Genomic DNA, 24993 nt, shown 5'->3' on the forward strand with positions numbered 1-24993 from the left:
ACAGATGTTTTTGCCCCGGCTCGTAGCATCAATGTAGCATGAATTCGTAGCGCTGCTGTAGCAAAAAAATGCTCTGCGAGCTTCCGCTGTATCGACGGGTGAATGTCAAACAGCATCGGACTGGACCCCGTATCGGCGTCCAATCGGGGCTCTGACTCACTTTCGGTGCAGGCGGGTTGATGGATCTCGGTCTTGTCCCGTGCGGTGGTGTAGCTGAGGGGTGGTCATCGGCGGTTGCCGGGTAGGGTTCGAGTTGCGAAGCTTGAACTCACGCCGGAGGCGACGATGAGGAACGCGCTCGCCCACGTCGCGCCCAAGTAGCGGCCCGCCGTGATGGCGATGCTCAAGACCATTTTCGCCCAGGACAGTGCGAAGGCAGCCCGAGAGCAGTGGGCCTCGGTCGCCGACACGCTGCGCGAGCGCTATCCGAAGCGGGCCGGCCTGATGAACGAGGCGCACGAGAACGTCCTGGCCTACATGGCTTTCCCGCGCGAGCACTGGCCGCAGATCGCCTCGACCAACCCGCTCGATCCTTCGACAGGCTCAGGATGAGGGCCTCAACGGCGAGATCAAGCGCCGCTCGGACGTGATCGGCATCTTCCCCAACGATCGGGCCGTCCTGCGCCTCGTCGGGGCGCTGATGTTGGAACAGAACAACGAGTGGGCGGTCCCCCGCCGCTACACAAGCCTGGAAAACCGCGTCGCCTTGAGCGATGATCCCGTCCTCAGGCTGTCGTGGCCGCCTAATCATCTTCGGACCTTGCCGAGGACCGGCGCTCCTACACCACATCACGGGACACGACCCAAACAGACCCAAGCAAGCCTCCGTCACATCCAAGGCGGAGACCGTTTTTTCCCGGATTGCGGAAGCGATTTCGACCGCGGTTATCGCGCAGATATCCATGCACCTTCCTCGGTCTTGGGGAACGCCAATTGTTTCGTTGGCCGCAGCCCGCGTGTCGCCCGCGCGATGGGACATGGGCATATCCAGCAGTGAGCCGGCGGCCATCGAAAAATGCTTCACGGACTGGAGCGCGGCTGAAAGCGGACGACCGCGCGTGCGATCAGCCAGATGCTCAGGAACATGCCGACGACCCACAGCCCGAGAGAGCCGACATGTGCTTCGAGGCAGTCCAAGCTCAGCCAGTCCGGGATGGCACTGCCGATGTGGGAACTCACAATGTTGGCGACCCCCGCCATGCCGATCAGTAGAGCAATTCCGGCCGATAGGGATGTCACCGCCATGTTGTATCGGTAGGTCCGGTCCAGATCCTTATGCGCCCACTTGTAGACGTGTAGCATCAGGATGCCGTCGGTCGTGTCCACGAACACCATGCCGGTCGTGAACAGCGCCGACAGCACCAGAACACTGGCGATCGACGAACCGTCGAGTGCCTGCGACGCGGCCACGCCGAACAGCGACACCGCGGTCGCGGTCTCGAAGCCCAATGCGAACAGGAAGCCGAGGAGCAGCATCTGCCACGGCTGAACGATCAACCGGGTCAGAGGCCGCAGGAACCGCGGAAGTCCGAGGCCGGATCTGGCCTCACGGTCAAAAGGAACCGGTCGATCATGCGATGCCGGGGACCGGCGCGCGGCTAGAACCTGCCTCAGCACCATGAGGTTCATGATGCCGAGCAGCAGGAGAACGAGGGCCGAGATGCCGCTGCCGATCACCCCGCCGATGGCTTCGAAACGTTCGAAGGTTTCAGCGAGGTTCGTGGCGGTGTAGGCGACGGCAACGGAGCCGCAGACCACGACGCTCGAATGACCGAGTGCGAACCACAGGCCGACGCTGATAGGCTGCTTTCCGGCCTGGACCAAGTTGCGGGTGACGCTGTCGATGGCCGCGATGTGATCCGGATCGACGGCATGCCGGATGCCGAGAAGGAAGGTGAGAAGGGCCGTACCCAGCAGGGCCGGATGATCGCCGAACAGGTAGAATGCACCACCCCAAGCCGCTCCTGTCGCCGCCAGGATGGCAACGTAGAGGGCGACGACGCCCGGCATCGTCCGACGCGACACGAGACCTGCATGCAGCAGCATAGCCTGCCACTTCACTGATGAGAGGGCCATGGGGGATCGAAGTCAGCCGACCGGCGCAGCGATCTTCAGAACGTCAGGTGCAGCGGCGGACCCGTCCGGCGGGTCATGGCGCCGATGCACCGGCTAGCGGATCGGCGGCAACGACGTGTGCCCGGGTCACGCGTTCGAGCGCGTTCAGCCAGCACTCATAGTAGTCCCAGCCCGGATCGTTGCGGGAGTGGGAGGCTTCCCAGGCTGCGATCTCTGCAATCAGTAGTTGCCGGAAATCCTCCCACTCGAAGTGGCCGTCCCGCGCGAGCGCGACGGCCAGCCCGAACGCCTGCCGTTCCCAGGGCTGATGGAAACAGAGGGAGCCGTTCGCCCGTGGGGGCGTGTCCGACTGTCCCATCATGCTGGCGACGGCGAAGTGCTCGAAGCTCGTCTGCATGGCCGAATCAGGCGGCTTTCGGCAGGGCGATGGCGACGCCCATCATCGCTTCCGGCGTGACCAGCTTGGCCAAATCGTCCTCGCTCATGCCCTGCGTGTTGTCCGGCCGCTCGGGCACGACGAACCAGCGGATCTGGGCCGAGCTGTCCCAGGTCCGGATCTCCTTCGAGGCATCGACCTCCAGGCCGAACTCCTTGAGCACTGCCCGCGGCTCGCGGGCCGCGCGGGCGCGGAAGGACGGGTCCTTGTACCAGTACGGCGGCAGCCCCAGCACTGGCCAGGGATAGCACGAGCACAGCGTGCAGATGATCAGGTTGTGGACCTGAGGCGTGTTGGCGACGGCGCGCATGTGCTCGCCCTCGGCGCCCGCAGCGCCCGTGGGCAGACCGAGCTGGGCGACGGCCGCCATGGTGTCCTTGACGAGAAGCGCCTTAAAGGCATCGTCGACCCAGGCCCGTGCGACCAGCTTGGCGCCGTTGAACGGGCCCATCTCGGTGGCGAATGTCTGCATCACCTTGTCCACGGTCTGATCGGTGATGATGCCCTTCTCGATCAGCAAAGCTTCGAGCGCGCGTACGCGCGCGGCGTTGCGCTCCTCGCGGTCGTTCGGATAGGCAAAACGGTCGGTCATCGGTTCCCCCTTTAGGCCGCCGCTTGCTGGTCGAGCGGGCGGAGATAGGCATCGAACAGGTCGGCGTAGATGAAGAAGCCGGGCTCGGCGTTGCCGGGCCAAAGATGCTGCGGATCGAACTTCACGCAGTAGACCGGCATGGCCGGGCCGATGCCGTCGGGCCCGGTCGAACACAGGTAGGCGAACGCGTCGTCGTAGACGGTCTCGACGACACCGACCTTGTTGCGTAGGTAGCCCGGCAAGCGGGTGTGCTCGACCGTCGGCGGATCGCCGATTACCACCGTGTCGCCGACGGCGAAGCGCGGCTTGTCCGCCCATTGATGCCAGGGCGAGTCGCCGTCCATCAGGTATTTGTGGACGCGGTCGTCGACGTCCGACTGGCCGCCCGACGGCAGCGGCTTGGCGTTATCGGCGAAGTACTCATCGGTTCGCGCGTCTAGCTCGGCCTGGGTGATGTAACCGTTGGCGACGAAGTAGCCGGAGATGCCGCCGAGCCACTTCTCGTAATAGCGATACTTGAAGTAGTCGAACGGGTTCATCGCCTCCGCGCCTTTACGCAGATCGGCCCAGGTCCAGACGGTGCTGAAGCTGCTCGATGTCGGCGGCAGTTTCACCTGTGGGCTGAGCGCCATCATGGCGGTGTGGATGCCGAAGATGCGCTCCTCCCAGGGCTCGACGAAGACGCGCAGTTCGGGAGCGACGGGGTCGAGGCCTTCGAGGCCGCCGAGGGTATGCTGAAGCTTCATGGGACCTCCGGATCAGTGGGCTTGCGCGGGGGCGGTGGGGCGTTCGGTCAGGACCTTGGCGAGCCTCTCGGAGACGATGCCGAAAAGCGCGCCGACGAGCATCGAGAATCCGGCCACGAGGGTCGGGTGGGTAAGACCGAGATCGAGCACTCCTCGGCCGTTCGCCTGCGTCGTACCCACCAGCGAGGCGAAGCCGAACACGATGGCCGGTGGATAGCCGAGGAAGCCGGCCGAGGCGGCGAGGATCATCAGGCCGCTTCCGATGCCGACCGACACTGCGGCGAGGGCCGGAGAGGTCGGCGCCATCGTGATGACCAGCAGGCACAGGCTCGCGATGAGGATGCCGGTCCAGTTCGAGGCGACCGACTTCACGAGGCCGGACACGCCGCCGCCGCAGGCGAAGAACGAGGCCCAGGCGATGAAGGTCACCCAGACCGGGATCGGAAGGAGCGTGGCCGTTAGGTAGGTGTCGAGGCCTCCGAGGACCGCGATGCTGACAGTCAGGGCGAGCGTCGGGGACATATGGTAGGATCTCCAGCCGTGATGGGTTGCGGTGTCATGCGGCGTCCCGCCCAGCCAAGCAGGCGTGCATGTCGGCCTCGATTGCAGCTCGGTCGAGCTTGCGGCCGATGAAGACGATTTCGCCGTGCCGGCGTTCGCCCGGTCGCCAAGGACGGCCCGGCCGGCCGTCCAGTGTCATATGCACGCCGTGGAAGACGTAGCGCCGCGCCTCGCCCAGGACCGGGACGATGCCCTTGATGCGGAAGATGTCGGCGCCCTTGGCCTGGACGAAGCCGTTGAGCCACCGGAAGAAGTTTCCCGAGTCGAGATCGCTCTCGACGCGAACCGCGACGCTGCCGATGCTATCGTCGTGTTCGTGCTCGACGTCCGAGAGAAGTTCGGGCTCGATGCTCAGGGCATTCTTCAGATCGAAGGCGCGGATGCCGAGCACCTCGGCGGCCGGCACCGCCGCATTCTGGACGCGCCGGATGCGCGCGAGCGGGTTCAGGCGCCGCAGTTCGGTCTCACGCTCGCGGAGTGTGTCCTCGTCGACGAGGTCGGTCTTGTTGAGGATCAGGAGATCGGCGAAGGCGATCTGCTCGGCGGCGACGTTCTCGCCCCCTGCTGCCTCCGCTTCCTCGCCCAGGGCGAGCCAGAGCGGATTGTGCAGGGCATCCACCACCGTCACCAGCGCGTCGAGCTCAGTCTCGGCACGCAGGCGCTCGTCGAGAATGAAACTCTGGATCACGGGTGCGGGATCGGCGAGGCCCGTCGTCTCAATCAGGATGCGGCTGACCCGCTGAGGGCGTGTGAGCAGGCGCTCGATCGTGGTGACAAGGTCCGAGCGTACGGTGCAGCAGATGCAGCCGTTGTTAATCTCGACGACGTCCTCGTCGACGCCAACCACCAGTTGCCCGTCGATGCCGACCTCGCCGAACTCGTTGACGATGACGGCCGTCCCCTCCGCCCCCGCCTGCGCCAGCAGCTGGTTCAGGAGGGTGGTCTTTCCCGAGCCGAGAAAGCCGGTGAGGACCGTGACCGGAACTTTCCCACTACTTAACGACATAGAACAGTCTCCCGGAATCTGCGTCGTCGGCGAAGCTAAATCCACGCCACATCAGGAACCAGCGCGATTCTGTGGCACTTTAGGCCAGATAGAACGCATATCTGGACGGGTGGCTCACGTTGCCTTGCGCCTACTCACCGCTTGCCTCCCTGTTGAGCGAGGTGCTTGGAGCGCCCTGCGGAAAGTGGGCCGGGAGCCGCGTGTGACGGCGCTTGGAAGCGCTGGCGATAGCCGGCCGGCGAAACCGTCAGGTGCCGGATAAAGGCCCGGCGCATGGTGTCGATCGAGCCGAACCCGCAATGATGCGAGACCTGCTGGATGCTGAGCGAACCTGCCTCAAGGAGGCTTCGTGCGGCCTCGACGCGGGCGGCCTCGACAAAGCGCGCCGGCGTCGTCTTCAACGCCTCGTGGAAAAGGCGCGTCAGGCTGCGCCGGCTCATGGACGCTTGCCGCGCCAGCCGTTCGACGGAGAGGTCGGCAGACAGGTTGTCGAGCACGAAGTCCGACAGGGCGCCGAGCGGCGACGACTCGGAGAGTTGTGCCCAGAGATGCATGCTGAACTGCGACTGCCCGCCCGGCCGACGCAAGCACACGGCGAGGGCATGGGCGACGGCGAGAGAGACGGTTGGGCCGCAATCTTGCTCGATGAGGGCGAGCGCGAGGTCGATGCCCGCCGTGACGCCGGCCGAGCTGTATATGTGGCCGTCGCGGACGAAGGTCCGGTCGTGCTCGACTCGGGTGTCGGGAAAGCGGTTTGCGAGGGTGTCGGCGGACTGCCAGTGCGTGGTCGCCCGCCGGCCCATTAGCAAGCCCGCCGCGCCCAGGAGAAAGGCGCCGTTGCAGATGGACGCGATCCGGCGGGTTACAGGAGCCATATCCGCGAGCCAGGCGGCGGCGGCCGTCTCTAGGCTCAACGCCTCGATGTCGGGGCTACCCGCGACCAGCAAGGTGTCGAACAACTCGTTTGTCTCGCCGATCAGCCGGTCCGGCATTAGACGCAGGCCCGAGGACGCGGTGATCGGACCAGGAGCGGTTCCGAGGAGCGAGATCGCGTAGCGCACCGGATTGTCCGGGATCTTCCCGGCTTGCGCAAACGCATCGACCGGGCCGACGATATCGAGGGCCTGCGATCCGGCCGGCGCGACGATGCCGACGGTGATCACGCGGGGTTCCATGTCGTTCATCGGTTTGGCGGAGTGCGAGATGTGGTGAGAAACCGGCATGTCAGGGCCGGGCCAATCGCGATTGACAGCGCCGTCGCCCGCTGACGGCGGCGCTGTCGGCCTCATCAGAGGCGGGACGTGTGGGTCTCGCGCAGCAGAACGGCGCCGATCACGGCGGTGCTGGCGGCAAAGATCACCGTGTACCAGAGGCCTGCGAACACATCGCCGGTGCTCACCACCACCGAGGCGGCGACGAGCGGCGCGAAGCCGCCGATCCAGCCGTTGCCGAACTGCAGCGCGACGGACACGCCGCTGTAGCGGATCTGGGTCGGGAACAGTTCGACCAGCATCGCGCCTAGCGGGCCGTAGACCATGGTGGCGAGGAACACGAGAGCGAACAACAGCGCCACCATCATCGGGGCGTTGGCCTGGGCCGGGTCTGCCTTGAGCGGCAGCCCCGCCTCCACGAGCGCGACCTTCACGGCAGGTTCGTCGAACCCGGTGAAGCTACGGTCGCCCAGCCGCAGGCCAAAGCCGTCGCCGGGGACCACGGTGTAGGGCACCGCGTTGGCGGACAGGAATGACTTGGCCTTCGAGCAGGGCGTCGTCTTGGCTGGCGAGAACAGCTGCGTGACGATCGACTGGTCGGCAACGCAGTCGGCGCCCTGAAGCGCCACCGTGTGGTTCGCTCGGAAGGCCGCCAGCCGCGGATTGCCGTAGATCATCAGCCCGTTGAAGATCGGGATGAACAGGATCGCCGAGAGCGCGCAACCGGTCAGGATAATCCACTTGCGGCCGATGCAGTCGGAGAGCCAGCCGAACACCACGAAAAATGGCGTCGCCAGGACGAGACCGATGGTCAGATAGATATAGGCCGTACTCGGATCGAGCTTAAGCGTGTTTGTCATGAAGTACAGGCTATAGAAGTGGCCGGTGTACCAGATCACTGCCTGACCGGCGACCGCGCCGAAGATTGCGATGAGCACGGTCTTAAGGTTGCGTTTCTCGCCGAGAACCTCCTTGATAGGGTTTTTCGATGTCCTTCCTTCCGACTGCATCTGCTTGAACACGGGCGACTCGTGCAGCTTCAGCCGAATATAGAGCGAGAGTAGGAGAAGGCCGATCGAGCCCACGAACGGGATACGCCAGCCCCAGGAAGCGAAAGCCTCAGGTGACATGGAGTTGCGGCAGATCAGGATCGCAAGAAGCGACAGCAGCAAGCCTCCGGTCGCAGTGATCTGGATCCAACTGGTGATGAACCCGCGTCGGCCGCTGCCCGCGTGCTCCGCAACGTATGTGACGGCACCGCCGAACTCGCCGCCGACTGCGAGACCCTGCAGCAGCCGCAGCGTCACCAAGATGATTGGGGCCCACCAGCCGATCTGAGCGAAGGTCGGCAGCAACCCGACCGCCGCCGTTGCGACGCCCATGATCAGCATGGTGATCAGAAAGGTGACCTTGCGTCCGACGAGGTCGCCAAGCCGACCGAAGAACAAGGCACCGAAGGGGCGCAGCACGAAGCCGGCACCGAAGGTGGCGAGCGACGCAAGGAACGCCGCGGTCTCATTGCTCGGCGGGAAGAACAGCGCGCCGAAGAAGGCTGCAAGCGTTCCGTAGATGAAGAAGTCGTACCACTCGAACACCGTGCCGAGGGCGGCGGCCAGCACGACGCGTCGAGTCTCCGATGAACTTTGGGCTGATAGCTGGCTTTCGGCCGGCGCGGGCATCACGGACTGTGCAGACATTTCTGTTCCCCTAGTTTTCGACTGGCCCTGAACCTTGGAAGGATTGCCCGTGCATTTTATTTTTAATCTATCGGTCGCTGAACCGACAGTTTTCGACTTGGTCGTTAGCCGGCTGCATCGATGTGACCAGAATTCTTGCGCGTGTGTTGGCAGTCAGCTGCGCGCCGACTCAAATCGAGTTCAGGAACTCGCTGAACTTGGCGTTGAAGATGTGCGGCTGCTCGATCATCGGGAAATGGGCCGCATTCGGGATGATCGTCAGCCAGCTGTCGGGAATGCCATCGGCCAGCGCCCGGGACTCGGCCGGCGGGGTGATGGCGTCCTCCTCCCCGACGACGACAAGGGTCGGGATGCGGATCGAGGACAACTCTGACCGGCTGTCGCTCGCATTGAGGGAGCGGATCGCGACGCGGGCGACGTGGGCGGGCGTCTGAACGACCTCATTCTTCGCCCAATCCACGATCGATGCGGGAGCGCAGGCGGCGAAGGATCTTTCGATGACGTGCTGGCTCGCAATTGCGACGCCGAAGCGATCGATGGCCGTCAGAACGTTCTCAACCTTCACATCGGGGCCGAGACCGTGCGGGGTCGCGCCGACCAGAACGAGGGCGTTGACGCGCGGCGGGTTCTTCAGGACGAAGCGCTGGGCGATGGTGCCGCCCATGGACAGGCCGACAAGCACGCACGGCTCAATGGCGAGTTCCGTGAACACCCGCTCCAAGTCCACGACGAAGTCGTCGATGGCGTACCCGCGCTCTTCCGGTCGAGGCGATACGCCGTGCCCGGGCAGATTGACCCGAATCACGCGCCGATCCCGAGAGAACGGCGCGACCTGCTCACGCCAGAACTCGGCAGTGGTGGTGAAGCCGTGCACGAAGACGATGGCCGGCCCCTGGCCTGAGATCTCGACGATGCTGTCGCCGATCAGACGCTGCTCGCTATTAGACACGCCGACACTCCTGACAATGAGTTACGGTCGAACATCCCGCAACTTCGGCACCAGCGGTGTGCCAAGAGGCCGAAAACCACGCAAAATGCTGATTATAAATAGTTTTTATGATCTTCCCCGGTGGCTTGGGGCGCCTTGACTGAGCTCGGGGAATCGGTTTGGCATTGCATTTGCGAGACAAATGTCTCATCTTTGAGGCACATGCGATACATGCTCACTTGGCCCGGCGCAGGCACCGATGAAGCGCAGTTGCTGCGCCTCTTGCTCGACCACGTCTCGGATTGCCTTGTTGCAGTGGACGGCACCGGGCATATCGTCTTGATCAATCGCTCCTATTGCCATTTGCTTGGCGGCGAGGAGGATGACTTCGTTGGGCGACACATTACCGATGTCGTTGGTCCACAGACGCGCCTTCATCTCGTCGCGCAGGGCGACACACCGATGTCACCGTTTCCCCTGGAAGTGCGCGGCCAGAAGCTGCTGGCACGTCAGGCGCCGGTCTTAAAGGACGGCAAGCCGATAGGCGCAGTGGGCGTGGCCCTATTCTCCAGTCCCTCCGCGCTCCGCCGCGCCTATCAACGCTTCGAGACAAGCGTCGCGGTACCGGCTGCGGCTGCCACATGGCGCACGCGGTTCGGGATCGACGACTTGGTCGGCAACGATCCAGCGCTCGACGCATGTCGAACGCGCCTGAGGCAGGCGGCAGAGACCGAGTTTCCCGTTCTAATCACCGGGGAGACGGGAACCGGCAAGGAGCTTATCGCGCATGCCTTACACGCCCTGTCGCCTCGCGCTCCCGGTCCCTTCGTCTCGGTCAACTGCGCTTCGATCCCGGCCGAGTTGATTGATTCCGAGCTGTTCGGTTACGAGGCCGGGGCGTTCACAGGTGCCTCGAGCCGAGGGAAACTTGGCAAGATCGAGGTTGCCTCCGGCGGCACGCTGTTTCTCGACGAGATCGGCGATATGCCCGTCCATTTGCAAGGCAGCCTCCTGCGTGTCCTGCAGACCGGAGAGATCGTGCGCGTGGGCGCGACGGTGCCGAAGCGGATCGACTTCCGCTTGGTCTGCGCCACACACCAGTCTTTGGATGACCAATTGACTGCCGGCACATTCCGAAGAGACCTTTTTTACCGCCTCGCCGTCCTGCGCATCCGGATGCCTCCGCTGCGGGAGCGCATTGATCTCGCTCTAGTAGGCACGGCCCTGCTAAACCGTCTCAGCGCAGAGAGCGGACTGCCCAAGAGATCGCTCTCGGCCGAGCAGTTGCAGCGACTTGAAAGACACCGCTGGCCCGGCAACGTGCGCGAATTGGAAAGCGTTCTCACCCGATATCTCGTGACCGGCGAACTCGCCATCGACGAGATGTCGGCATCGGCGAACATAAGCACCGAGGCAGCAACCCTAAAGGTTTCGACGGACATTCAGCGTGCGCGTCTTGCTGAGGAGGCGCTGTTGGCCACGGGCGGAAATATCGGTGAGGCTGCGCGCCGACTAGGGATCAGCCGCGCTCAGTTTTATCGAATTCGATCTAAAATTGTGTCGTAGATCCATGACAAAGTTTTGCATTTTTGCAAGATCGGATTTTGTGTTCAGCGCAGTGAAGCTCTCCTGAGCGCGTGGGATCATCCCGCGCATCGCCCTCAAAGGGATCGAAAGCAGCGAAAAGCTCGGTCGCCATCGCTGGGTGGTCGATTCTTCTACAAGCTCAGGATGAGGGCACTCACGCGTGATTCAACCGCTTCAGCCGCCTGCCCATCCGCTACAAGCTGTCAAAGAGCGTGGAATATGGGTTCATCCGCACTTTCGGTGCTGGCGGGCTTCTGTGCGGCCAATCTCTACAGGTCGGCCGCAGGCGACATGCAGGAGCGCTGGCGCAGGAGGTCGAATCCGGCGCGGCCGTAAATGGTCCGCTTGATCAGCTTGAGTTGGTTGACCTGTCCCTCGACGGGGCCTTTGCTCCAGGGCTCGTCGATGGCCGCGCGTACGGCGCCTCGTCCTGCCGGAGCCCGGTGACGAAGCCGCCGAGTGCGGTCTTGCCTGCGGCCTCAAGCCAAGGCGTCAGTCCTGCCGGATCTCCTCGGCGCAGGAGTTCGGCGAAGGCCCGACTACCTCGACGGATTACCTGAGTTTCGGGGCAGCGACGCAGAGTGCTTCGGTGAAGGCGCGATCCACCGGCAACAGCGTCGCTGGATCGCCGGTCAGCCATCGAGTGATGCGCCGTGTCGAGGGGATCCGGGCAGACACTGGTCGGGGCGCCCCTGACCGCAGCTGCGCAGCCCAGCGTCGGACGATGTCATAGCCACCCGTGAAGCCCTGGGCGCGCAGTTCGCGATGGAGAACGGTCGCGCTGCGTTCGCCCTCCTGCAAACGCGCCTCGACGAAGGGGAGATGACGGTCGAGCCGGCTCGGACCTGGGGCTTGGCGGTAGGGCATGAACCGGCCGGCCCGAACCCTGCAGCGCACAGCGTTGCGGGATGCACCGATACGGCGGGCGGTCTCCTTAGTTGGCATCCCTTCGCCGTGGAAGCGCGGGGCTGTCTCGCAGCGGTCGCACCGCGGGTTGTGCACCACCGACGTTGGCGCGCTCTCCGTTGCATCGCGGCCATCGGAGGAGATGTGCACGAAGCGAAGCGCCCCGTCCCGGTTCTCGGACGGGTGCCGCTCGACGATGCCGCGCAGCGCCTCGGAAGCATTGACCAGCAGGTACCAGCGGTCGGCGACCTGCGTCGCCGTCGGTGCCCCCGTCCGCGCGGCCTCGGCGTAGGGCCCTGAACGGTCGCGGCCGATGACGGTCACGCTCGGATGGGCAGCGAGCCAATCTCGCACCGGTGCCGACGAGCGGCCGGGAAGCAGGTCGATGACGCACCGCCGTTCCAGATCGCAGACGATGGTGCCGTAAGATCGGCCGCGCCGCCAAGCCCAGTCATCGATGCCGACCACGCGCGGTGGCGGAGACGGATTGATCCCGCGATGACGAATCAAGCGCAGGACGGTGTCGCCGCTGACCGGCATCGCCAATCGTCGCGACAAACGGGCACCGGGCTCACCGCCGAGCACCATGCCGATATCGGTCTGTGCCTCAACCAACCGTTCGCTGCGGCGCGCCTTGGGCGCAACCAGCCCCGGCACGCACTCGGCGAAGTCCGCCCTAGGCAGTGGCTGCAGCGGAAGCGGCGCATCTTCAGGTGAACCGCCCCGGTTTTGCTGCAGTCGCCCGCGTGGCGGCGGACGGCGGTCCAGACCTGCGGCATGGGCGAGAAGCTTCTCTATTCACAACAAAAAAAAGGACTTTATGGCTTTGACTTTGCGATCACCGAAACCTCATAAAACAACGTGCAGCATCGATGCAGGTATCGTCTCAGCCGAGGTGCAGATCTGTCGTCGCCCCGGTCAAAGCGCCGTTAGTCGATAATTGGCACACGGCATGCGTATGGCGAAGCGGGCTACGGGCGGACGGGCATGCTTGGATGCATTTCCTGTCCAACGATGCAGCGTCTGAAGACGGCTGGGGTGCGGGATGGCGACATCAATGGGTGCTGATGATCATGCAGTGCTCGACGGCATGTTCCGGAAGCACAACGGCTGGCTGACCCGCTGGCTGGGAGTCCAGCGCTGGACGGTGTCCTCGGCAGAGGATCTTGCCTCCGACGTTTTCGTCGCGCTTATGACCATGCCCAATCTCGGTGCCATCCGCGAACCGCGGGCGATGATGACCACGGTTGCCCGGCGGCTGATCTGCGACGCGCGGCGGCGGGACGACCTCCGCCGCAGCTACGAGGCCGAACTGGCGGCACTGCCCGAGGCGCTGGAGATTTCGGCCGAGGAGCGGCTCGTCGTCGTGCAGGCCCTTCAGGCGATCGACGCGATGCTCGCCACCCTGTCCGACAAGGCGCGCCGGGCGTTCCTCCTCAGTCAGGTCGAGGGCGCTGCCTACGCGGACATTGCTGCCGAACTGGGTGTTTCCGTCAGCATGGTGCGCAAGTACGTTGCACAGGGTCTGCGCGCGACGTATCTGGCCACGGCCCAGCAGGGCTGATCGCCGGAAGCACGAACCATGTCGAGGGCCGATCGACTCGATGATCTAAGGGCCGAGGCCGCCATCGAGTGGATGGTCGAGATGGGCTCCGGGGCGACGTCCGAGCGTCAGTTGCGCGCGTTCGAGGCGTGGCTGCGTGCGGACCCGCTCAACGAGGCGGCCTGGATCCGCCTTCAGGAAAGCCTGATGCCCTACGGCGTCGCTTCCCGGCACCGCCTCTCGCCCGATCTGATGGCCCGCAGACAGCGGCTCCAGACCCGCCGGGGCTTGTTGACCGGGATGTGCGCCCTGGTCGGTGCCGGGGCCGTCGGCGGAAGCCTGCTCGACCGTTTCGTACCGCTCGGCAGCGTGCTGGCGGACCACGTCACCCTCACGGCCCAACACCGGACCGTTCAACTGGTGGACGGGAGCGAGGCCGTCCTCTCGCCGAGGACCGCAGTGAACCTGCGCTACGAGGCTGGGCTGAGGGGCCTCGAACTCCTGGGGGGCGAGATCCTCGTGCGCGTCGCGTCGCGGGCGAGCCCCTTCCACGTCACCCTCGGAGCTCTGACCCTTCGGACCCAGGCTGGCGTCTTCGTGCTCGAAGATCGGAACCATCTCGTGTCGGTCACCGGCGTGCAGGGAGCGGGCGAACTAGCCGGGGTTGGCGGGGGAGGCCCGCAGATGGTCGCCGCGGGCGATCTGCTGGAGTTCGGTGACAGGCGCCTGCGGCGCCTCGCGGCGGATCGGGACGCCGCCACGGCATGGCTGGAGAAGCTGCTCGTGGCCAAGGACCGTCCGCTCGCAGCTATCGTCGACAAGCTGCGCCCGTACTTTCCCGGCGTGATCCGAGTGGACCCGGCCGTCTCGGCGCTCCGTGTGACCGGCGTCTTCTCGCTCAAGGACCCGCACGGGTCCCTGGATGCCCTGGCGGAATCGCTCGACCTTACGATCACGCGCATTGCCCATTACTGGGTGTCGCTCGGCCCGCGCGCCGCCTCGGCTTGACCAGCGCTGCCACCGGGACCCTCGATCGTCTCGTTTCCGGTCGGGAGCACGACCACGCCCTCTGCGCTGACGCTTTTTCGCCCTCGGCCGTCACAGGAACCGGGACGGAAGACGGGGAACCGGAGATGGGCGAAAAAAAGTCGGGTCGGGCGCGTTGGAGGCTGATAGCGGGGGCGGCGGTCGTCGGGTGGATGCTGACGGCCGGATCGGTTCGGGCGGAGGAGTTGTACGTCTTCGACGTTCCGCGCGGCAGTCTCGCCACGGTCCTGACCCGGATCGCGCTGGATGGTCGGCGCTCGATCGTGTTCCCGGCCGATCTGGCGCGGGGACGGATCGTCGGCCCGATCCGCGGCCGCGAGACGGTCGAGACGGCCCTGGCGCGCGCGCTCGTCGGCACTGACCTGCGGATCGCCCGAGGGGCGGGCGGCTCCCTGACCGTGCGCCGCATCGCGACGCGCTCGGCCGCGGCGGAGTGCGAAGACCTCGCCTCCACCGGGGCGCTCGCCCCACAGGACGCGGCGGGCGAGCGCCCGACGGGGGACCGGCCGTGAGCGCCTCGCCTCGTTCCGTCGTCGGCACAGCCGGCACCGCCCCCGACCGGTCCTGGCTCAGCGACGCGCTCAGCATCATCGCGGCCGAAGCCGGGCGCAGCGCCGACACCCACCTCCTGCGCGTCCCGCTCGGCGGCTCGGCCGGCATCGACCTCTACGTGAAGGACGAGTCGACCCATCCGACCGGCAGCCTGAAGCACCGGCTCGCCCGCTCGCTGTTCCTGTACGGATTGTGCAATGGCTGGATCGGGCCGCACACGACGGTCGTGGAGGCCTCCAGCGGCTCGACCGCGGTGTCCGAGGCCTATTTCGCGCTGATGCTAGGGCTCCCGTTCGTAGCGGTGATGCCCGCCTCCACCGCGCCCGAGAAGGTAGCCGAGATCGCCGCCTACGGAGGTCGCTGCCACTTCGTGGACCATCCGGGCGCGGTTTACGCCGAGGCGGCCCGGATCGCCGAGGAGACCGGCGGCCACTACATGGACCAGTTCACCCATGCCGAGCGGGCGACCGACTGGCGCGGCAACAACAACATCGCCCAGTCGATCTTCGAGCAGATGGTGTGGGAGCGCCACCCGATCCCGACCTGGATCGTGGTGGGGGCCGGCACGGGCGGCACCTCCGCCACGATCGGCCGCTATCTGCGCTACCGCGGCCACGACACCCGCCTGTGCCTGGCCGATCCGGAGGCTTCGGTGTTTCATCGCCACCTCGCCGACCCGCAGGTGACCGGAAGCTCCGGCGCCGGCTCCGTTATCGAGGGCATCGGCCGCGCCCGACTGGAGCCTTCGTTCCTGCCCTCGCTGATCGACCGCTGGATCGCCGTGCCGGACGCCGCGAGCCTCGGGGCCGCGCAGGCGCTGGCGGCGGTGCTCGGCCGCTCCTGCGGCGGCTCGACCGGGACCAATCTGTGGGCGGCGGCCACGCTTATCGCGGAGATGGCGGCGAGCGGCCGAACCGGCTCGGTGGTGACCCTCCTTTGCGATTCGGGCGAACGCTACCGCAGCACCCATCTCGACGCGGCGTGGACGCGGGCGCGGGGCCTCGACGTCGAGGGCCCGCGGGAGGCCATGGCGGCGTTCCTGCAAAAGGGGGTTCCGCCGGTGGAAACCGCCCGCCGCGTGGAAGCCGGCAAGGGAATTCGATGAGTTCAGACATCCGACGGCGCTGCACCCTGATCGGCGCCCGGGTCCACGAGGGAACGGGGCGGCGCGGCTGCGACATGGGCCCGAGCGCCTACCGGGCTGCGGGCCTGCATGAGGCGCTGCGGGATCTCGGCCTCGACATCCGCGACGCCGGAGACGTCCCGGTCGTTCCGGGCGCGGCCCGCGCCCACCCCAATCCGGCGGTCCACGACCTTGCGGCCTTCGTCGCGTGGACCGCCGCGCTCGCCGAGATCGCGTACGCCGAGAGCAAGGCGCGGATTCCGATCTTGCTGGGGGGCGACCACAGCCTCTCGGCGGGCACGCTGTCGGGGATCAGCCGGCGCGCCGAGCGGGAGGGACGGCCGCTGTTCGTGCTGTGGCTCGACGCCCACGCGGACTTCCACAGCCTCGACACCACAACGAGCGGCAACCTGCACGGCGTGCCGCTGGCCTACGCCACCGGCCGTCCGGGCTTCGCCGGATACCTGCCGCCGCCCGTGCCGATCCCGCCCGGCCACGTCTGCCTGATGGGCACGCGCAGCCTCGACCCGGCCGAGCGCGCCGCCCTGGCCGGGACCGATCTGACGGTGCACGACATGCGGGCGATCGATGAGCACGGCGTCCTCGCCCTGCTGGCGCCGTTCCTGGGGCGGGTCGCGCGGGAGAACGGACGCCTGCATGTCAGCCTCGACGTCGACTTCCTCGACCCCTCCATCGCTCCGGGCGTCGGCACGACTGTGCCGGGCGGGGCGACGTTCCGCGAGGCCCACCTGATCATGGAGATGCTCCACGATTCCGGCCTCGTCGGCAGCCTCGACCTGGTCGAGCTCAACCCGTTCCTGGACGAGCGCGGCCGCACCGCCATCGTCATGGCCGACCTCGCCGCGAGCCTGATGGGCCGCACGGTGCTCGACCGCCCAACCCGGAGCTACTGAACGGCCGGGTCGTCAGGCCGCGGCCCGGCGCAGGTCGGCCGCCAGCGCGTCCACGGTCGCGAAGGCGGTGTCCCAGGTGAACATCAGCCGCACGCCGCCGCCGATGAAGGCGTAGAACTGCCAGCCGAGGGCGCGCAGCCGCGCCGCGGCGCTGTCCGACATGTCGAGGAACACCGCGTTCGCATCGACGGGGTGGAGCAGGCGCATGCCAGGCACGTCCGCAATCTGCCGGGCGAGCCGCGCGGCGCAGGCATTGGCGTGGCCGGCGCGGGCGAGCCACGCATCGTCCCGCAGGCTGCCGATCCAGGGGGCCGCTAGGTAGCGCATCTTCGAGGCGAGCTGGCCCGCCTGCTTGCAGCGGTAGTCGAAATCTTCGGCCAGCCTGCGGTCGAAGAAGATCACCGCCTCGCCCACCGCCATGCCGTTCTTGGTGCCGCCGAAGCACAGCACATCGACGCCCGCCCGCCACGTGATGTCGCCCGGATGGCATCCGAGACCGGCGCAGGCATTGGCGAAGCGCGCCCCGTCCATGTGCAGGCGCAGGCCCGAGCCCCGGCAGGTGTCCGCGATCGCTGCGATCTCGCCGGGCGTGTAGACCCGTCCGGTCTCGGTCGCCTGGGTGATGGTGACGACCCGCGCCTTCGGGAAGTGGATGTCGGTGCGGCTGGTGGCGAGGGCGCGAATCGTCTCCGGCAGGAGCTTTCCCTCCTCGCTCGGGGCCGTCAGCAGCTTCGAGCCGTTGGAGAAGAACTCTGGCGCGCCGCACTCGTCGGTCTCGACATGGGCCGAGGCCGCGCAGATCACGCTGTGATAGGACTGGCAGAGGGAGGCGAGCGCCAGGGAGTTGGCCGCCGTCCCGTTGAAGACGAAGAACACCTCGCAATCCGTGTCGAACAGCCGCCGGACGCCGTCCGCTGCGGCCTGCGTCCACGCATCGGCGCCGTAAGCGGGGGCGTGCCCGGCATTGGCCTCGGCCATGGCGGCCCAGACCTCCGGGCTGATCCCCGACTGGTTGTCGCTCCCGACATAACGGGCGGTCGCGCTCGCAGAATCCGGGGTGGGGTGGGTCATGGGGGGCTGTAGCGTCCGTGCGGGGCAAGGCGCGCCGTTCGCGCCTCTGCCGATGAGGAAACGTTTGCGTGGCCGCTGCGGCAGGCCCGTGCGGGCGGGGACGCAGCGGCGGCGCATCGGGCGTTTCACGCCGACCGTCCCGTTACCTGGGCGATCCCGGTGCCGATCAGGACCAGGCCGGTGACGCGGCGGAACAGGCGGCTGGCGGGACCTTGCACCACCGCGCGGTGCAGCGACAGGCTGACGAGCGCCCAGGTCAGAGCGGCGCAGAAGGTAAGGACACAGAACGTCGCCTGGAGGAGGGCGAATTGCGGCAGGACCGGCTGAGCCCCGTCGACGAACTGGGGCAGCAGCACGCAGAAGAAGGCGATGCCCTTCGGGTTCAGGGCCGTCACGAGGAACACCCCGAGGAAGGGGCGCCCGCCGCGGGGTCCCGCCTGTGCGGTCGCGGGGGCACGGCCGAACAGGCTCCGGAGGCCGAGGCCGATCAGATAGGCGGCCGCTGCGGACTTGAGCACGGTGACGACGACGGTGGAGGTGGCGAGTAGCGCGCCGAGGCCGACGTTGCAGATCGTGAGCGCGGTGGCGTCGCCCAGGACCGCCCCGGCGATGACGCGCGCGACGCGCCCGCGCCCGCCCTCGGCGGCGTAGCGCATGATGATGAGCGCGGTCGGGCCCGGGATCGCGAGAACGATGCTGGATGCCGCCAAGAAGGCGAGCCAGGTCTGGAAGGTCATGGGAACGTGAGGCGCTTACTTCGGAGGCGGCGGGTCGGCGACCCGCGCGGTGGGGCCTGGCCGAGGGAGGCGGGCGTGGGTGGATCGGCGGGGTGATCTGCTTCGCCGATCCGTGGCGACGGCGACTCAGGCGATGCGGCAGACGTCGCCCTCGCAGACGACCGTCGGCGTCTTCGGCTGCTGGCTCGCGACGACGCCGGCGCAGCGGTCCGCCAGGGACTGGAGGCGGTGAATCGCTCCCTCGTTCAGGTCGGCCGCCCGTCCCTGGGCGATGGCCGCCTCCGCCTGGCGAAGTGCTGCGGCCGGCCGGTCATCGCTCAGGAAGGCGACCGCGAGGCAGCGCGCGCGCATGCACGCCTCGAAGGCGTCCTCGTCCTCCGGCCGCTCCGCCTCGCCGCCCCCGACGACGTCAACGACGAACCGGGCGAACGTCTGCCGCTGCGGGTGGCCGGCGTTCTGCTCCAGCGTAGCGACGACCTCCGAGGCGATGGCCCGCTTCAGATAGGGATGGTCGGAGCCGAACGACGCGAGGAGGCGGCTTCCGTAATCCAGGGCGGCGGCCCCGTTGTGGGAGAGGAGTTGCCGCAGCTTGTTGAGCCCAGCCTCGGCCTCCAGGCGGGGACATGCGGCGAAGGCGGCGTCGTAGGCCCGGACGGCGCCGGCACGGTCCCCCGCCTTCAGACAGCCCTGCACCGCCGCCTGCAGGTGCGCCTTCTCGCGGGTCAGGCTCTCCCGCATCCAGCCAGCGTACCGCTCGGCGGCGGCCGGGAGGTCGAAGCTCCCGTCGACGATGGCGGGCAGAACGTCCTCCATGCCGACCGGGTGGCCGATCCACGCGACGCGGCCCGCGCGGTCCACGATGAAGGCGGTGGGAATGCCGTTGCGGTAGGCTGGCAGCAGCCAGTGATGCGGCATCCATCCGCCGCTCGCGGCCGGCTCGGCGACGTCGTAGGCCACGGCGTAGCTCATCGCTTCGCCCTGCTCGGCTACAAAGCTGCGGACATCCTCGATGTTGTCCTCCCACACCGCGACGGCGACGAAGCGGGCCTCGGGATGATCTTTCTGCATCTGCGTCAGGTGCGGGATGGTCGTCCGGCACGGGCCGCACCACGTGGCCCAGCACTCCACGACGTAGACGTGGCCGGGCTCGAAGGCGGAGACCGGCGTGCCCTTGAGGAAGGTCGCGGGCGGGAGGGCGGGGGCCGGATCGCCGACCAGGAGTTCGGTCTGGGTCATGGGATTGTCCTCGTTTTCGATGGGCGCGCCGCCCGCACGGGGGCGCTGGGTTTCCGTGGAGCGCGGCGGGCTGCGACGTCAGTGCAGTCCGCCGGCGCTGGCGACGAGCAGGTCGCCCTCGCCGAAGAGGCGGGCGATCGCGCGGGCGACCTCGGCCCGCGTCACCGCCGCGATACGGAGGCCGCGCTCGTCGAGCCAGGACAGGGGCTGTCCGTTGAAGCGCATCGCCAGGAGTTGGCGGGCGATCGCCGTCGAGGTGTCGAGGCGCACCGCGTGCGAGCCAACCAGGTAGTGCCGCGCCGCGTCTATCTCGTCCTCGCCGAGGCCGTCCTGCAGGAGCCGCCCGATCTCGTCGCCAATCAGCGCGATGCTGGTGTCGACGTGCCGGTTGGGCGTCGAGGTCGAGCCGACGAGGGAAGCGACGCCCTCCGACAGGTCGAAGCCTGTCCATATCGCGTAGCAGAGGCCGCGCTTCTCCCGCAGTTCGGCGTAGAGGCGGGAGGAGAACGGGTTGCCGCCCAAGCAATGGTTGACCACCATCGCGGCGGGGAAATCCGGATCCGCCATCGGCAGGGCGGGCCGCCCGAAGACGACGCTCGACTGAGGCGCGTCGACGGAACGGGCGACGCGTTCGCCCACGCCCGCGAGGGCGGTCGCCGGCATGGTGCGGGCCGAGCCGGCGGGGAGGCCCGCGAAGGCCGCGTCGAGGGCAGCAGCAAGCGCGTCGGCTCCCACCGCGCCGACGACGGCAATACGCAGACCCGCGCAGGTGACGAGCGCCGCGTGCAGCGCGACGACGTCTTCGCGGCCGATCGCGGCGAGGTCCTCCGGGGCCCCGGCGGGGGGGCGGCCGTAGGCGTGGCCGCGGAAGCCCCGCTCCCAGAACGCCGTGTTGGCGACGGCGCCGGGCTGGGTCAGGCCGTGGCGCAGCTCCGCCGCGTAGGCCCCGCGGCGGCGCTCCAAGTCGGGCACTGCGAAACGCGGCTCCCGCAGCGCCGTGCCCAGCAGCTCGCAGGCATGGTAGAGTTCCGACGAGAGCGTCAGGAGCGAGCCGGTGAGGCGGTCCCGCTCGATCCCGAACGAGAGCTGGATCGCTCGGTCCGCGAGGGCGAGCTGGAAGGCGTGGTCGTCGAAGGGGCCGGCGCCCTCGCACAGCAGTCCGCCCGTCATACGCGCTGTCCCGGCCTTGCCGTCCGGGTCGAGGGCGGCGCCGCCGTGGAAGCCGAATTGCATCGAGACAAGCGGCAGAGCGTGGTCTTCCAGTAGGAAGGCCTCGATGCCGCCGGGGCTGCGGACCACCTGCACGCGCGCGGCGAGGGAGGGCGAGGCAGCGACGCTGCCCACATGGATCGTCATGAGGTCAAACTCCGTCCGTTCAGGCGGTCGCTTCGACGAGATGCCCGGAGACCGCGCTGCGCGGGTCGAGGTGCCGAAGTGCGCAGCGGAGGTCGTCGTCGGTCACCGCCTCGACGCGGCTGCGCCAGAGCGCGATGTCCTCATGGGACAGTCCGCAGCACAGGGCGGCGCCGTAGCGCCGGGCGAGCGCGGAATGGTTGTCCTGCTCGTAGACCGCCTCCGCTACGATCTGCCGCTTGGCGCGGGCGAGATCGGCCTCCGGGAAGCCGGTCTCGGCGAGTTCCGCGAGGATCCCGTCGAGGGCCGTGTCGATCTGCTCCGGAGTGATGCCGGCCGATGGCGTTCCGCTGAGGGCGAACACCGTGGCGTCGGGGAAGACGGTGCCCATGTAGCCTGCCCCGACCGAGGTCGCCAGCGAGGTCTCGACCACGAGCCGGCGCGGGAGGATGCAGGTTTGGTCTCCGGCCAGCAGGTGGGCCAGGAGTTCCAGCGCCTCAGCCTCCCCGGGGACGGCCCGGCGCGGCGAGGGCACGACGTGGAGCCGGCGCAGACGCGGCTGGCGGATCGACCGCTCGGCAACGATTAGGAGACGCCGCCCACGCCGCGGCGGATCGACCGGGTGGGACCGGTCGAGCGACATTCCGCTCGGCGGGATCGGCCCGTAGACGTCCGCGGCCATCTCCAGCGCGGCGTCCGGCTCGACGTCGCCCGCGACGATCAGGAGTGCGTTCTCGGGGGTGTAGAAGCGGCGGTAATAGGCCTCGACGTCGGCCCGGCCGAGGGTCTCGATCTCGTGGCGCCAGCCGATGATCGGCCGGCCGCAGGGATGGGCCGGGAAGGCAGCGGCCTGGAGCGCCTCCTGCATCAGGCGCGCGGGGTCGGAATCGTCGTGCATGCCGCGCTCGGCGAGGACGACATCGCGCTCGGAGGCGATCTCGGCCTCGTCGAACCGCAGACCGCGCATGCGGTCGGCCTCGTAGGCCATGCAGGTCCGCAGGTGCACGGCCGGGACCTTCTGGTGGTAGCAGGTATAGGCCCAGCTCGTGAACGCGTTCTCCTCGCCGCCGACTGCGGCTAGGGCCTTACTGAAATGTCCGGCGGGGTAGCGCTCCGTTCCCTTGAACATCAGATGTTCGAGGAAGTGGGCGGTCCCCGACTTCCCAGCCGAATCGTCGATCGCGCCGTTGCGATACCAGAGCGCGTGCGTCACCACCGGGCTGCGGCGGCTCGGGAGGACGAGCACGTCCAGGCCGTTGACGAGCCGCCCGGTCGCGATTTGAGGAAGGGCGGCGGAGGGACTGTCCGCGGCCGGCAGGTCGGTCCGGAGGGCACGCGGATGAGGGGTCATGGTGGCGCCTTGTCGGGGAGAGTGGCCGGGCGGTCGCGAGCGACGCGCCGCGGCCGAGGGGAAAAGGTGGGGGAGAGGGACGGTCGCGGAGAGCGGCGGTCAGGCGGGCATTTCCTCTGCCGCGTCGGCGTGCCTCGCCGGGGAGCTCCCGGACGAGACGTCCTCGAGGACGACGCCGCCTGGGGAAGGCTCGGCGCGCAGCCGCCGCGGATGGTAGGCCAGCAGGCTGTCGCGATGCCCGATCGACAGGAGCGTCGTCTCCGGCAGGCATCGGCGCAGCGCCTCGTAGACCTGCCGTTCGAGGTCGGCGTCGAGGGCCGAGGTCGCCTCGTCGAGCAGGAGCCAGCGCGGCCGTGCCAGGATGGCGCGGGCGATCGCCAGACGCTGCTGCTCACCGCCGGAGAGCTTCTGCGCCCAGTTCACGTCGTGGTGGAGCTTGGGCCCTAGAGCGCCGAGCCCGACATTGTCGAGCGCCTGGGCCGCGTCCTCCGGCCGGTAGGCGTCGGGCGCGTAGGGGTAGCTCACGGCCGTCATCAGGTCGCCCGCGGGCAGGTAGACCTTCTGCGGCAGGACGAGGAGGCTGCCCTGCGGCGGCAGCGCGAGGGTGCCGGTCCAGTGCGGCCAGACGCCGGCCAGGACGCGGAACAGGGTCGACTTGCCGGTCCCGGACCGGCCGAACAGCAGGACGTTCTCACCCGGCCGCAGCACCAGCGAGGTCCGGTCGTAGAGGCGCGACCCATCGGGCAGGGCGATCGCGACGTCGGTGAAGCGTATCGGCCCCCCGGGCGCGGTCTCGATGCGGGTGCCGCCCGAGCGGCCGTCGAGGGCGTCGAGGGCCGCGTCGAAGGTCGAGAGGCGATCCGCCACCGCCTTGAACTTGGCCAGCGAGACGAAGCTGTCGACGACGAAGTTGAAGACAGAATTGACCGAGGAGAACGCCGACATGGCGATCGTCAGGGTTCCGTAGGTCAGCTTGCCGGCCACCACCATCGGGCCGAGCAGGAAGATGTGCAGGCGGTCCTTCACGCCGTCGAGGATCGCGTTGAGGACGCTCATGACGACCGTCATGCCGAGCAGCCGGTAGGCGTTGCTCACCACGGCACCGAGCCTGCCCGCGATGATGGCGGCCTCGGCGCGGCCGCCGTGCGAGAGCGCGATCTGTTCGCTGTATTCCCGGGTGCGGGCGAGGCCGAACCGGTAATCCGCCTCGACGTGCTGCTGGCGGAAGGCGAGCGGGACGATCGGCTTGCCGATCCAGATCGTGAAGAGGGTCGATACGACGGCCCAGGCCATCGCGATCCACAGGAGCAGGCCGGGGATCCGCACCTCGCTGCCGAACAGGTCAATGCTGTCGGACAGGTTCCACAGGATGATCGCGTAGATCAGGAACGAGCTGAGGATGCCCGTGATCATCACGACGATGCTGTAGACGCCCCAGGTGCTGCCTTCGCTCCCGCCGATGAAGTTCGGCACGTCCTCGTGGATGCGCTGGTCGGGGTTGTCGATGCCGCTGTTGACGAGCGTCATGCGGTAGTGGGCCGCACCCGAGAACCAGCGCCGCGCATAGTCCTCCGCCAGGACCTGCCGCCAGCGGACGGAGAAGGCGACCACCAGCGACGTGCTGGACAGTTGCAGGATCACCCAGGGAATTCCCCAGAGCGGCGCCTGCACCAGCAGGGCGTCCCAGAACATCGCCCGGTCGCCGGCTTGGAGCGCGTCGGCGAGTTGCGCGCTCACGTAGAGGCTCTTGATAGTCAGGATCACGCCGACCTGACGCAGCAGGATGGTCAACGCCACCGCCGCCGTGCCCAGGCGGCCCTCGCGCAGGCGCAGCGTCGCGCCCCTGGGAAGGCGCCAGGCGAGGACATCGTCCCGGTCGAAGTAGCGGTCGGCGATGACGAGGCAGCGCCGTACGACGGCGAACGACCAGAGCGAGGCTAGGACGATGACGAGGAAGCACAGCGTCATCACGCTCGTGCTCGGAACCGCGAGATCGTCCAGTTGCGACGGCCACATCCCTTCGGCTTTGGCCAGGGAGCAGATGCCGAGCACCACCGCCTCCCACCCGAAGGTGGCGAGCGGGATCCTGAGAAAGGTCGAGCGGTCGCGCACCAACAGGACGGCTGCCGCCGCCACGATGAGGAAGCCGGTCAGCAAGTGGAGATTCCAGTCGCCCGTCCGTGACGCCACGGCGAGTGCCGCCATCCCGGTACCTGCGAGCGAGAAAGCCAGAGAACGCATGATCCGCTGATCGGTTGAGCGCTTTCCGACAAACCGGTTGCCGGTTCGTCGGAAAGCGCGGAATGAGGAGAATCCGCGG

At 67.6% G+C, this 24993-nt stretch carries 21 protein-coding genes and 3 pseudogenes; 8 read left to right on the top strand and 16 right to left on the bottom strand.

Features of this window, described 5'->3' with window-relative positions; genetic code table 11:
* Nucleotides 1-285: 285 nt before the first annotated feature.
* Nucleotides 286-736, top strand: a pseudogene (locus HNR00_RS25460) (transposase); the annotation flags it as partial.
* Between the two features lie 284 nt (nucleotides 737-1020).
* On the opposite strand, the gene HNR00_RS05810 reads toward HNR00_RS25460, so the two are convergent.
* The 9 genes from HNR00_RS05810 to HNR00_RS05850 all read right to left on the bottom strand — a co-directional run bounded on the left by HNR00_RS05810 (nucleotide 1021) and on the right by HNR00_RS05850 (nucleotide 9274).
* Complete coding sequence (locus HNR00_RS05810) at nucleotides 1021-2046, bottom strand: HoxN/HupN/NixA family nickel/cobalt transporter (RefSeq protein WP_183566294.1); 1026 nt, start codon at nucleotides 2044-2046, stop codon at nucleotides 1021-1023.
* Nucleotides 2047-2149: 103 nt separating this feature from the next.
* Nucleotides 2150-2473 (bottom strand): nitrile hydratase accessory protein, encoded by a 324-nt coding sequence (locus HNR00_RS05815; protein WP_183566297.1) that lies wholly within the window; start codon nucleotides 2471-2473, stop codon nucleotides 2150-2152.
* A 7-nt stretch (nucleotides 2474-2480) separates the two neighbouring features.
* Complete coding sequence (nthA, locus tag HNR00_RS05820; RefSeq protein WP_183566300.1) at nucleotides 2481-3104, bottom strand: nitrile hydratase subunit alpha; 624 nt, start codon at nucleotides 3102-3104, stop codon at nucleotides 2481-2483.
* Nucleotides 3105-3115: 11 nt separating this feature from the next.
* Complete coding sequence (gene nthB / locus HNR00_RS05825; RefSeq protein WP_183566303.1) at nucleotides 3116-3850, bottom strand: nitrile hydratase subunit beta; 735 nt, start codon at nucleotides 3848-3850, stop codon at nucleotides 3116-3118.
* 12 nt (nucleotides 3851-3862) lie between these two features.
* Nucleotides 3863-4372 (bottom strand): DUF1097 domain-containing protein, encoded by a 510-nt coding sequence (locus HNR00_RS05830; protein WP_183566306.1) that lies wholly within the window; start codon nucleotides 4370-4372, stop codon nucleotides 3863-3865.
* 34 nt (nucleotides 4373-4406) lie between these two features.
* Nucleotides 4407-5417 carry a CobW family GTP-binding protein gene (locus HNR00_RS05835; RefSeq protein WP_183566491.1) on the bottom strand — a complete coding sequence of 337 codons (1011 nt, stop codon included), beginning with the start codon at nucleotides 5415-5417 and terminating at the stop codon, nucleotides 4407-4409.
* A gap of 134 nt (nucleotides 5418-5551) precedes the next feature.
* Entirely contained in the window at nucleotides 5552-6640 is a 1089-nt protein-coding gene (locus tag HNR00_RS05840) for a GlxA family transcriptional regulator (protein WP_183566309.1), read from the bottom strand.
* A 65-nt stretch (nucleotides 6641-6705) separates the two neighbouring features.
* Nucleotides 6706-8325, bottom strand: coding sequence for an MFS transporter (locus HNR00_RS05845; RefSeq protein WP_183566312.1), 1620 nt, complete (start codon nucleotides 8323-8325; stop codon nucleotides 6706-6708).
* Between the two features lie 169 nt (nucleotides 8326-8494).
* Nucleotides 8495-9274, bottom strand: a complete 780-nt coding sequence (locus HNR00_RS05850) for an alpha/beta fold hydrolase (RefSeq protein ID WP_183566315.1) — start codon at nucleotides 9272-9274, stop codon at nucleotides 8495-8497.
* A 210-nt stretch (nucleotides 9275-9484) separates the two neighbouring features.
* Here HNR00_RS05850 and HNR00_RS05855 point away from each other — a divergent pair, with 210 nt between their 5' ends.
* Together HNR00_RS05855 and HNR00_RS26020 are read left to right on the top strand one after the other, a co-directional pair.
* On the top strand, nucleotides 9485-10819 hold the full coding sequence (locus HNR00_RS05855) for a sigma-54 interaction domain-containing protein (protein WP_183566318.1): 1335 nt from the start codon (nucleotides 9485-9487) through the stop codon (nucleotides 10817-10819).
* Nucleotides 10820-10886: 67 nt separating this feature from the next.
* Nucleotides 10887-11073, top strand: a pseudogene (locus tag HNR00_RS26020) (hypothetical protein); the annotation flags it as partial.
* Nucleotides 11074-11109: 36 nt separating this feature from the next.
* On the opposite strand, the pseudogene HNR00_RS05860 reads toward HNR00_RS26020, so the two are convergent.
* Nucleotides 11110-12459, bottom strand: a pseudogene (locus tag HNR00_RS05860) (ISL3 family transposase); the annotation flags it as partial.
* A gap of 344 nt (nucleotides 12460-12803) precedes the next feature.
* Between HNR00_RS05860 and HNR00_RS05865 the strand changes: the two are divergent.
* The 5 genes from HNR00_RS05865 (at nucleotide 12804) to rocF (ending at nucleotide 16925) form a co-directional block, all read left to right on the top strand.
* A complete protein-coding gene (locus HNR00_RS05865; RefSeq protein WP_246390312.1) occupies nucleotides 12804-13310 on the top strand; it encodes a sigma-70 family RNA polymerase sigma factor in 507 nt (168 codons plus the stop codon).
* Nucleotides 13311-13328: 18 nt separating this feature from the next.
* Nucleotides 13329-14297 (top strand): DUF4880 domain-containing protein, encoded by a 969-nt coding sequence (locus tag HNR00_RS05870; protein ID WP_183566324.1) that lies wholly within the window; start codon nucleotides 13329-13331, stop codon nucleotides 14295-14297.
* A 191-nt stretch (nucleotides 14298-14488) separates the two neighbouring features.
* Nucleotides 14489-14848 carry an STN domain-containing protein gene (locus HNR00_RS05875; RefSeq protein WP_183566327.1) on the top strand — a complete coding sequence of 120 codons (360 nt, stop codon included), beginning with the start codon at nucleotides 14489-14491 and terminating at the stop codon, nucleotides 14846-14848.
* Nucleotides 14845-15993 carry a PLP-dependent cysteine synthase family protein gene (locus HNR00_RS05880; protein WP_183566330.1) on the top strand — a complete coding sequence of 383 codons (1149 nt, stop codon included), beginning with the start codon at nucleotides 14845-14847 and terminating at the stop codon, nucleotides 15991-15993. The genes HNR00_RS05875 and HNR00_RS05880 overlap by 4 nt, the downstream gene beginning before the upstream one ends.
* Entirely contained in the window at nucleotides 15990-16925 is a 936-nt protein-coding gene (gene rocF, locus HNR00_RS05885) for an arginase (RefSeq protein WP_183566333.1), read from the top strand. The genes HNR00_RS05880 and rocF overlap by 4 nt, the downstream gene beginning before the upstream one ends.
* A gap of 12 nt (nucleotides 16926-16937) precedes the next feature.
* On the opposite strand, the gene HNR00_RS05890 is transcribed toward rocF, so the two are convergent.
* From HNR00_RS05890 to HNR00_RS05915, 6 genes are all read right to left on the bottom strand, one after another.
* Complete coding sequence (locus HNR00_RS05890; protein WP_183566336.1) at nucleotides 16938-17996, bottom strand: threonine aldolase family protein; 1059 nt, start codon at nucleotides 17994-17996, stop codon at nucleotides 16938-16940.
* A 125-nt stretch (nucleotides 17997-18121) separates the two neighbouring features.
* Nucleotides 18122-18733 (bottom strand): LysE family translocator, encoded by a 612-nt coding sequence (locus tag HNR00_RS05895; RefSeq protein ID WP_183566339.1) that lies wholly within the window; start codon nucleotides 18731-18733, stop codon nucleotides 18122-18124.
* 126 nt (nucleotides 18734-18859) lie between these two features.
* Nucleotides 18860-19969 carry a TlpA family protein disulfide reductase gene (locus HNR00_RS05900; protein ID WP_183566342.1) on the bottom strand — a complete coding sequence of 370 codons (1110 nt, stop codon included), beginning with the start codon at nucleotides 19967-19969 and terminating at the stop codon, nucleotides 18860-18862.
* A gap of 78 nt (nucleotides 19970-20047) precedes the next feature.
* Nucleotides 20048-21325 (bottom strand): M16 family metallopeptidase, encoded by a 1278-nt coding sequence (locus HNR00_RS05905; protein ID WP_183566345.1) that lies wholly within the window; start codon nucleotides 21323-21325, stop codon nucleotides 20048-20050.
* A 19-nt stretch (nucleotides 21326-21344) separates the two neighbouring features.
* The gene (locus HNR00_RS05910) at nucleotides 21345-22673 is read right to left on the bottom strand and encodes a M16 family metallopeptidase (RefSeq protein ID WP_246390314.1); all 1329 of its coding nucleotides are present in this window, start codon (nucleotides 22671-22673) and stop codon (nucleotides 21345-21347) included.
* Nucleotides 22674-22772: 99 nt separating this feature from the next.
* Nucleotides 22773-24914: an ABC transporter ATP-binding protein/permease gene (locus tag HNR00_RS05915; RefSeq protein WP_183566348.1), complete on the bottom strand. Its 2142-nt coding sequence runs from the start codon at nucleotides 24912-24914 to the stop codon at nucleotides 22773-22775.
* Between the last annotated feature and the right edge of the window lie 79 nt (nucleotides 24915-24993).

It is taken from the genome of Methylorubrum rhodinum (genome assembly GCF_014199935.1).
In the GTDB taxonomy this organism is placed as follows: Bacteria; Pseudomonadota; Alphaproteobacteria; order Rhizobiales; family Beijerinckiaceae; genus Methylobacterium; species Methylobacterium rhodinum.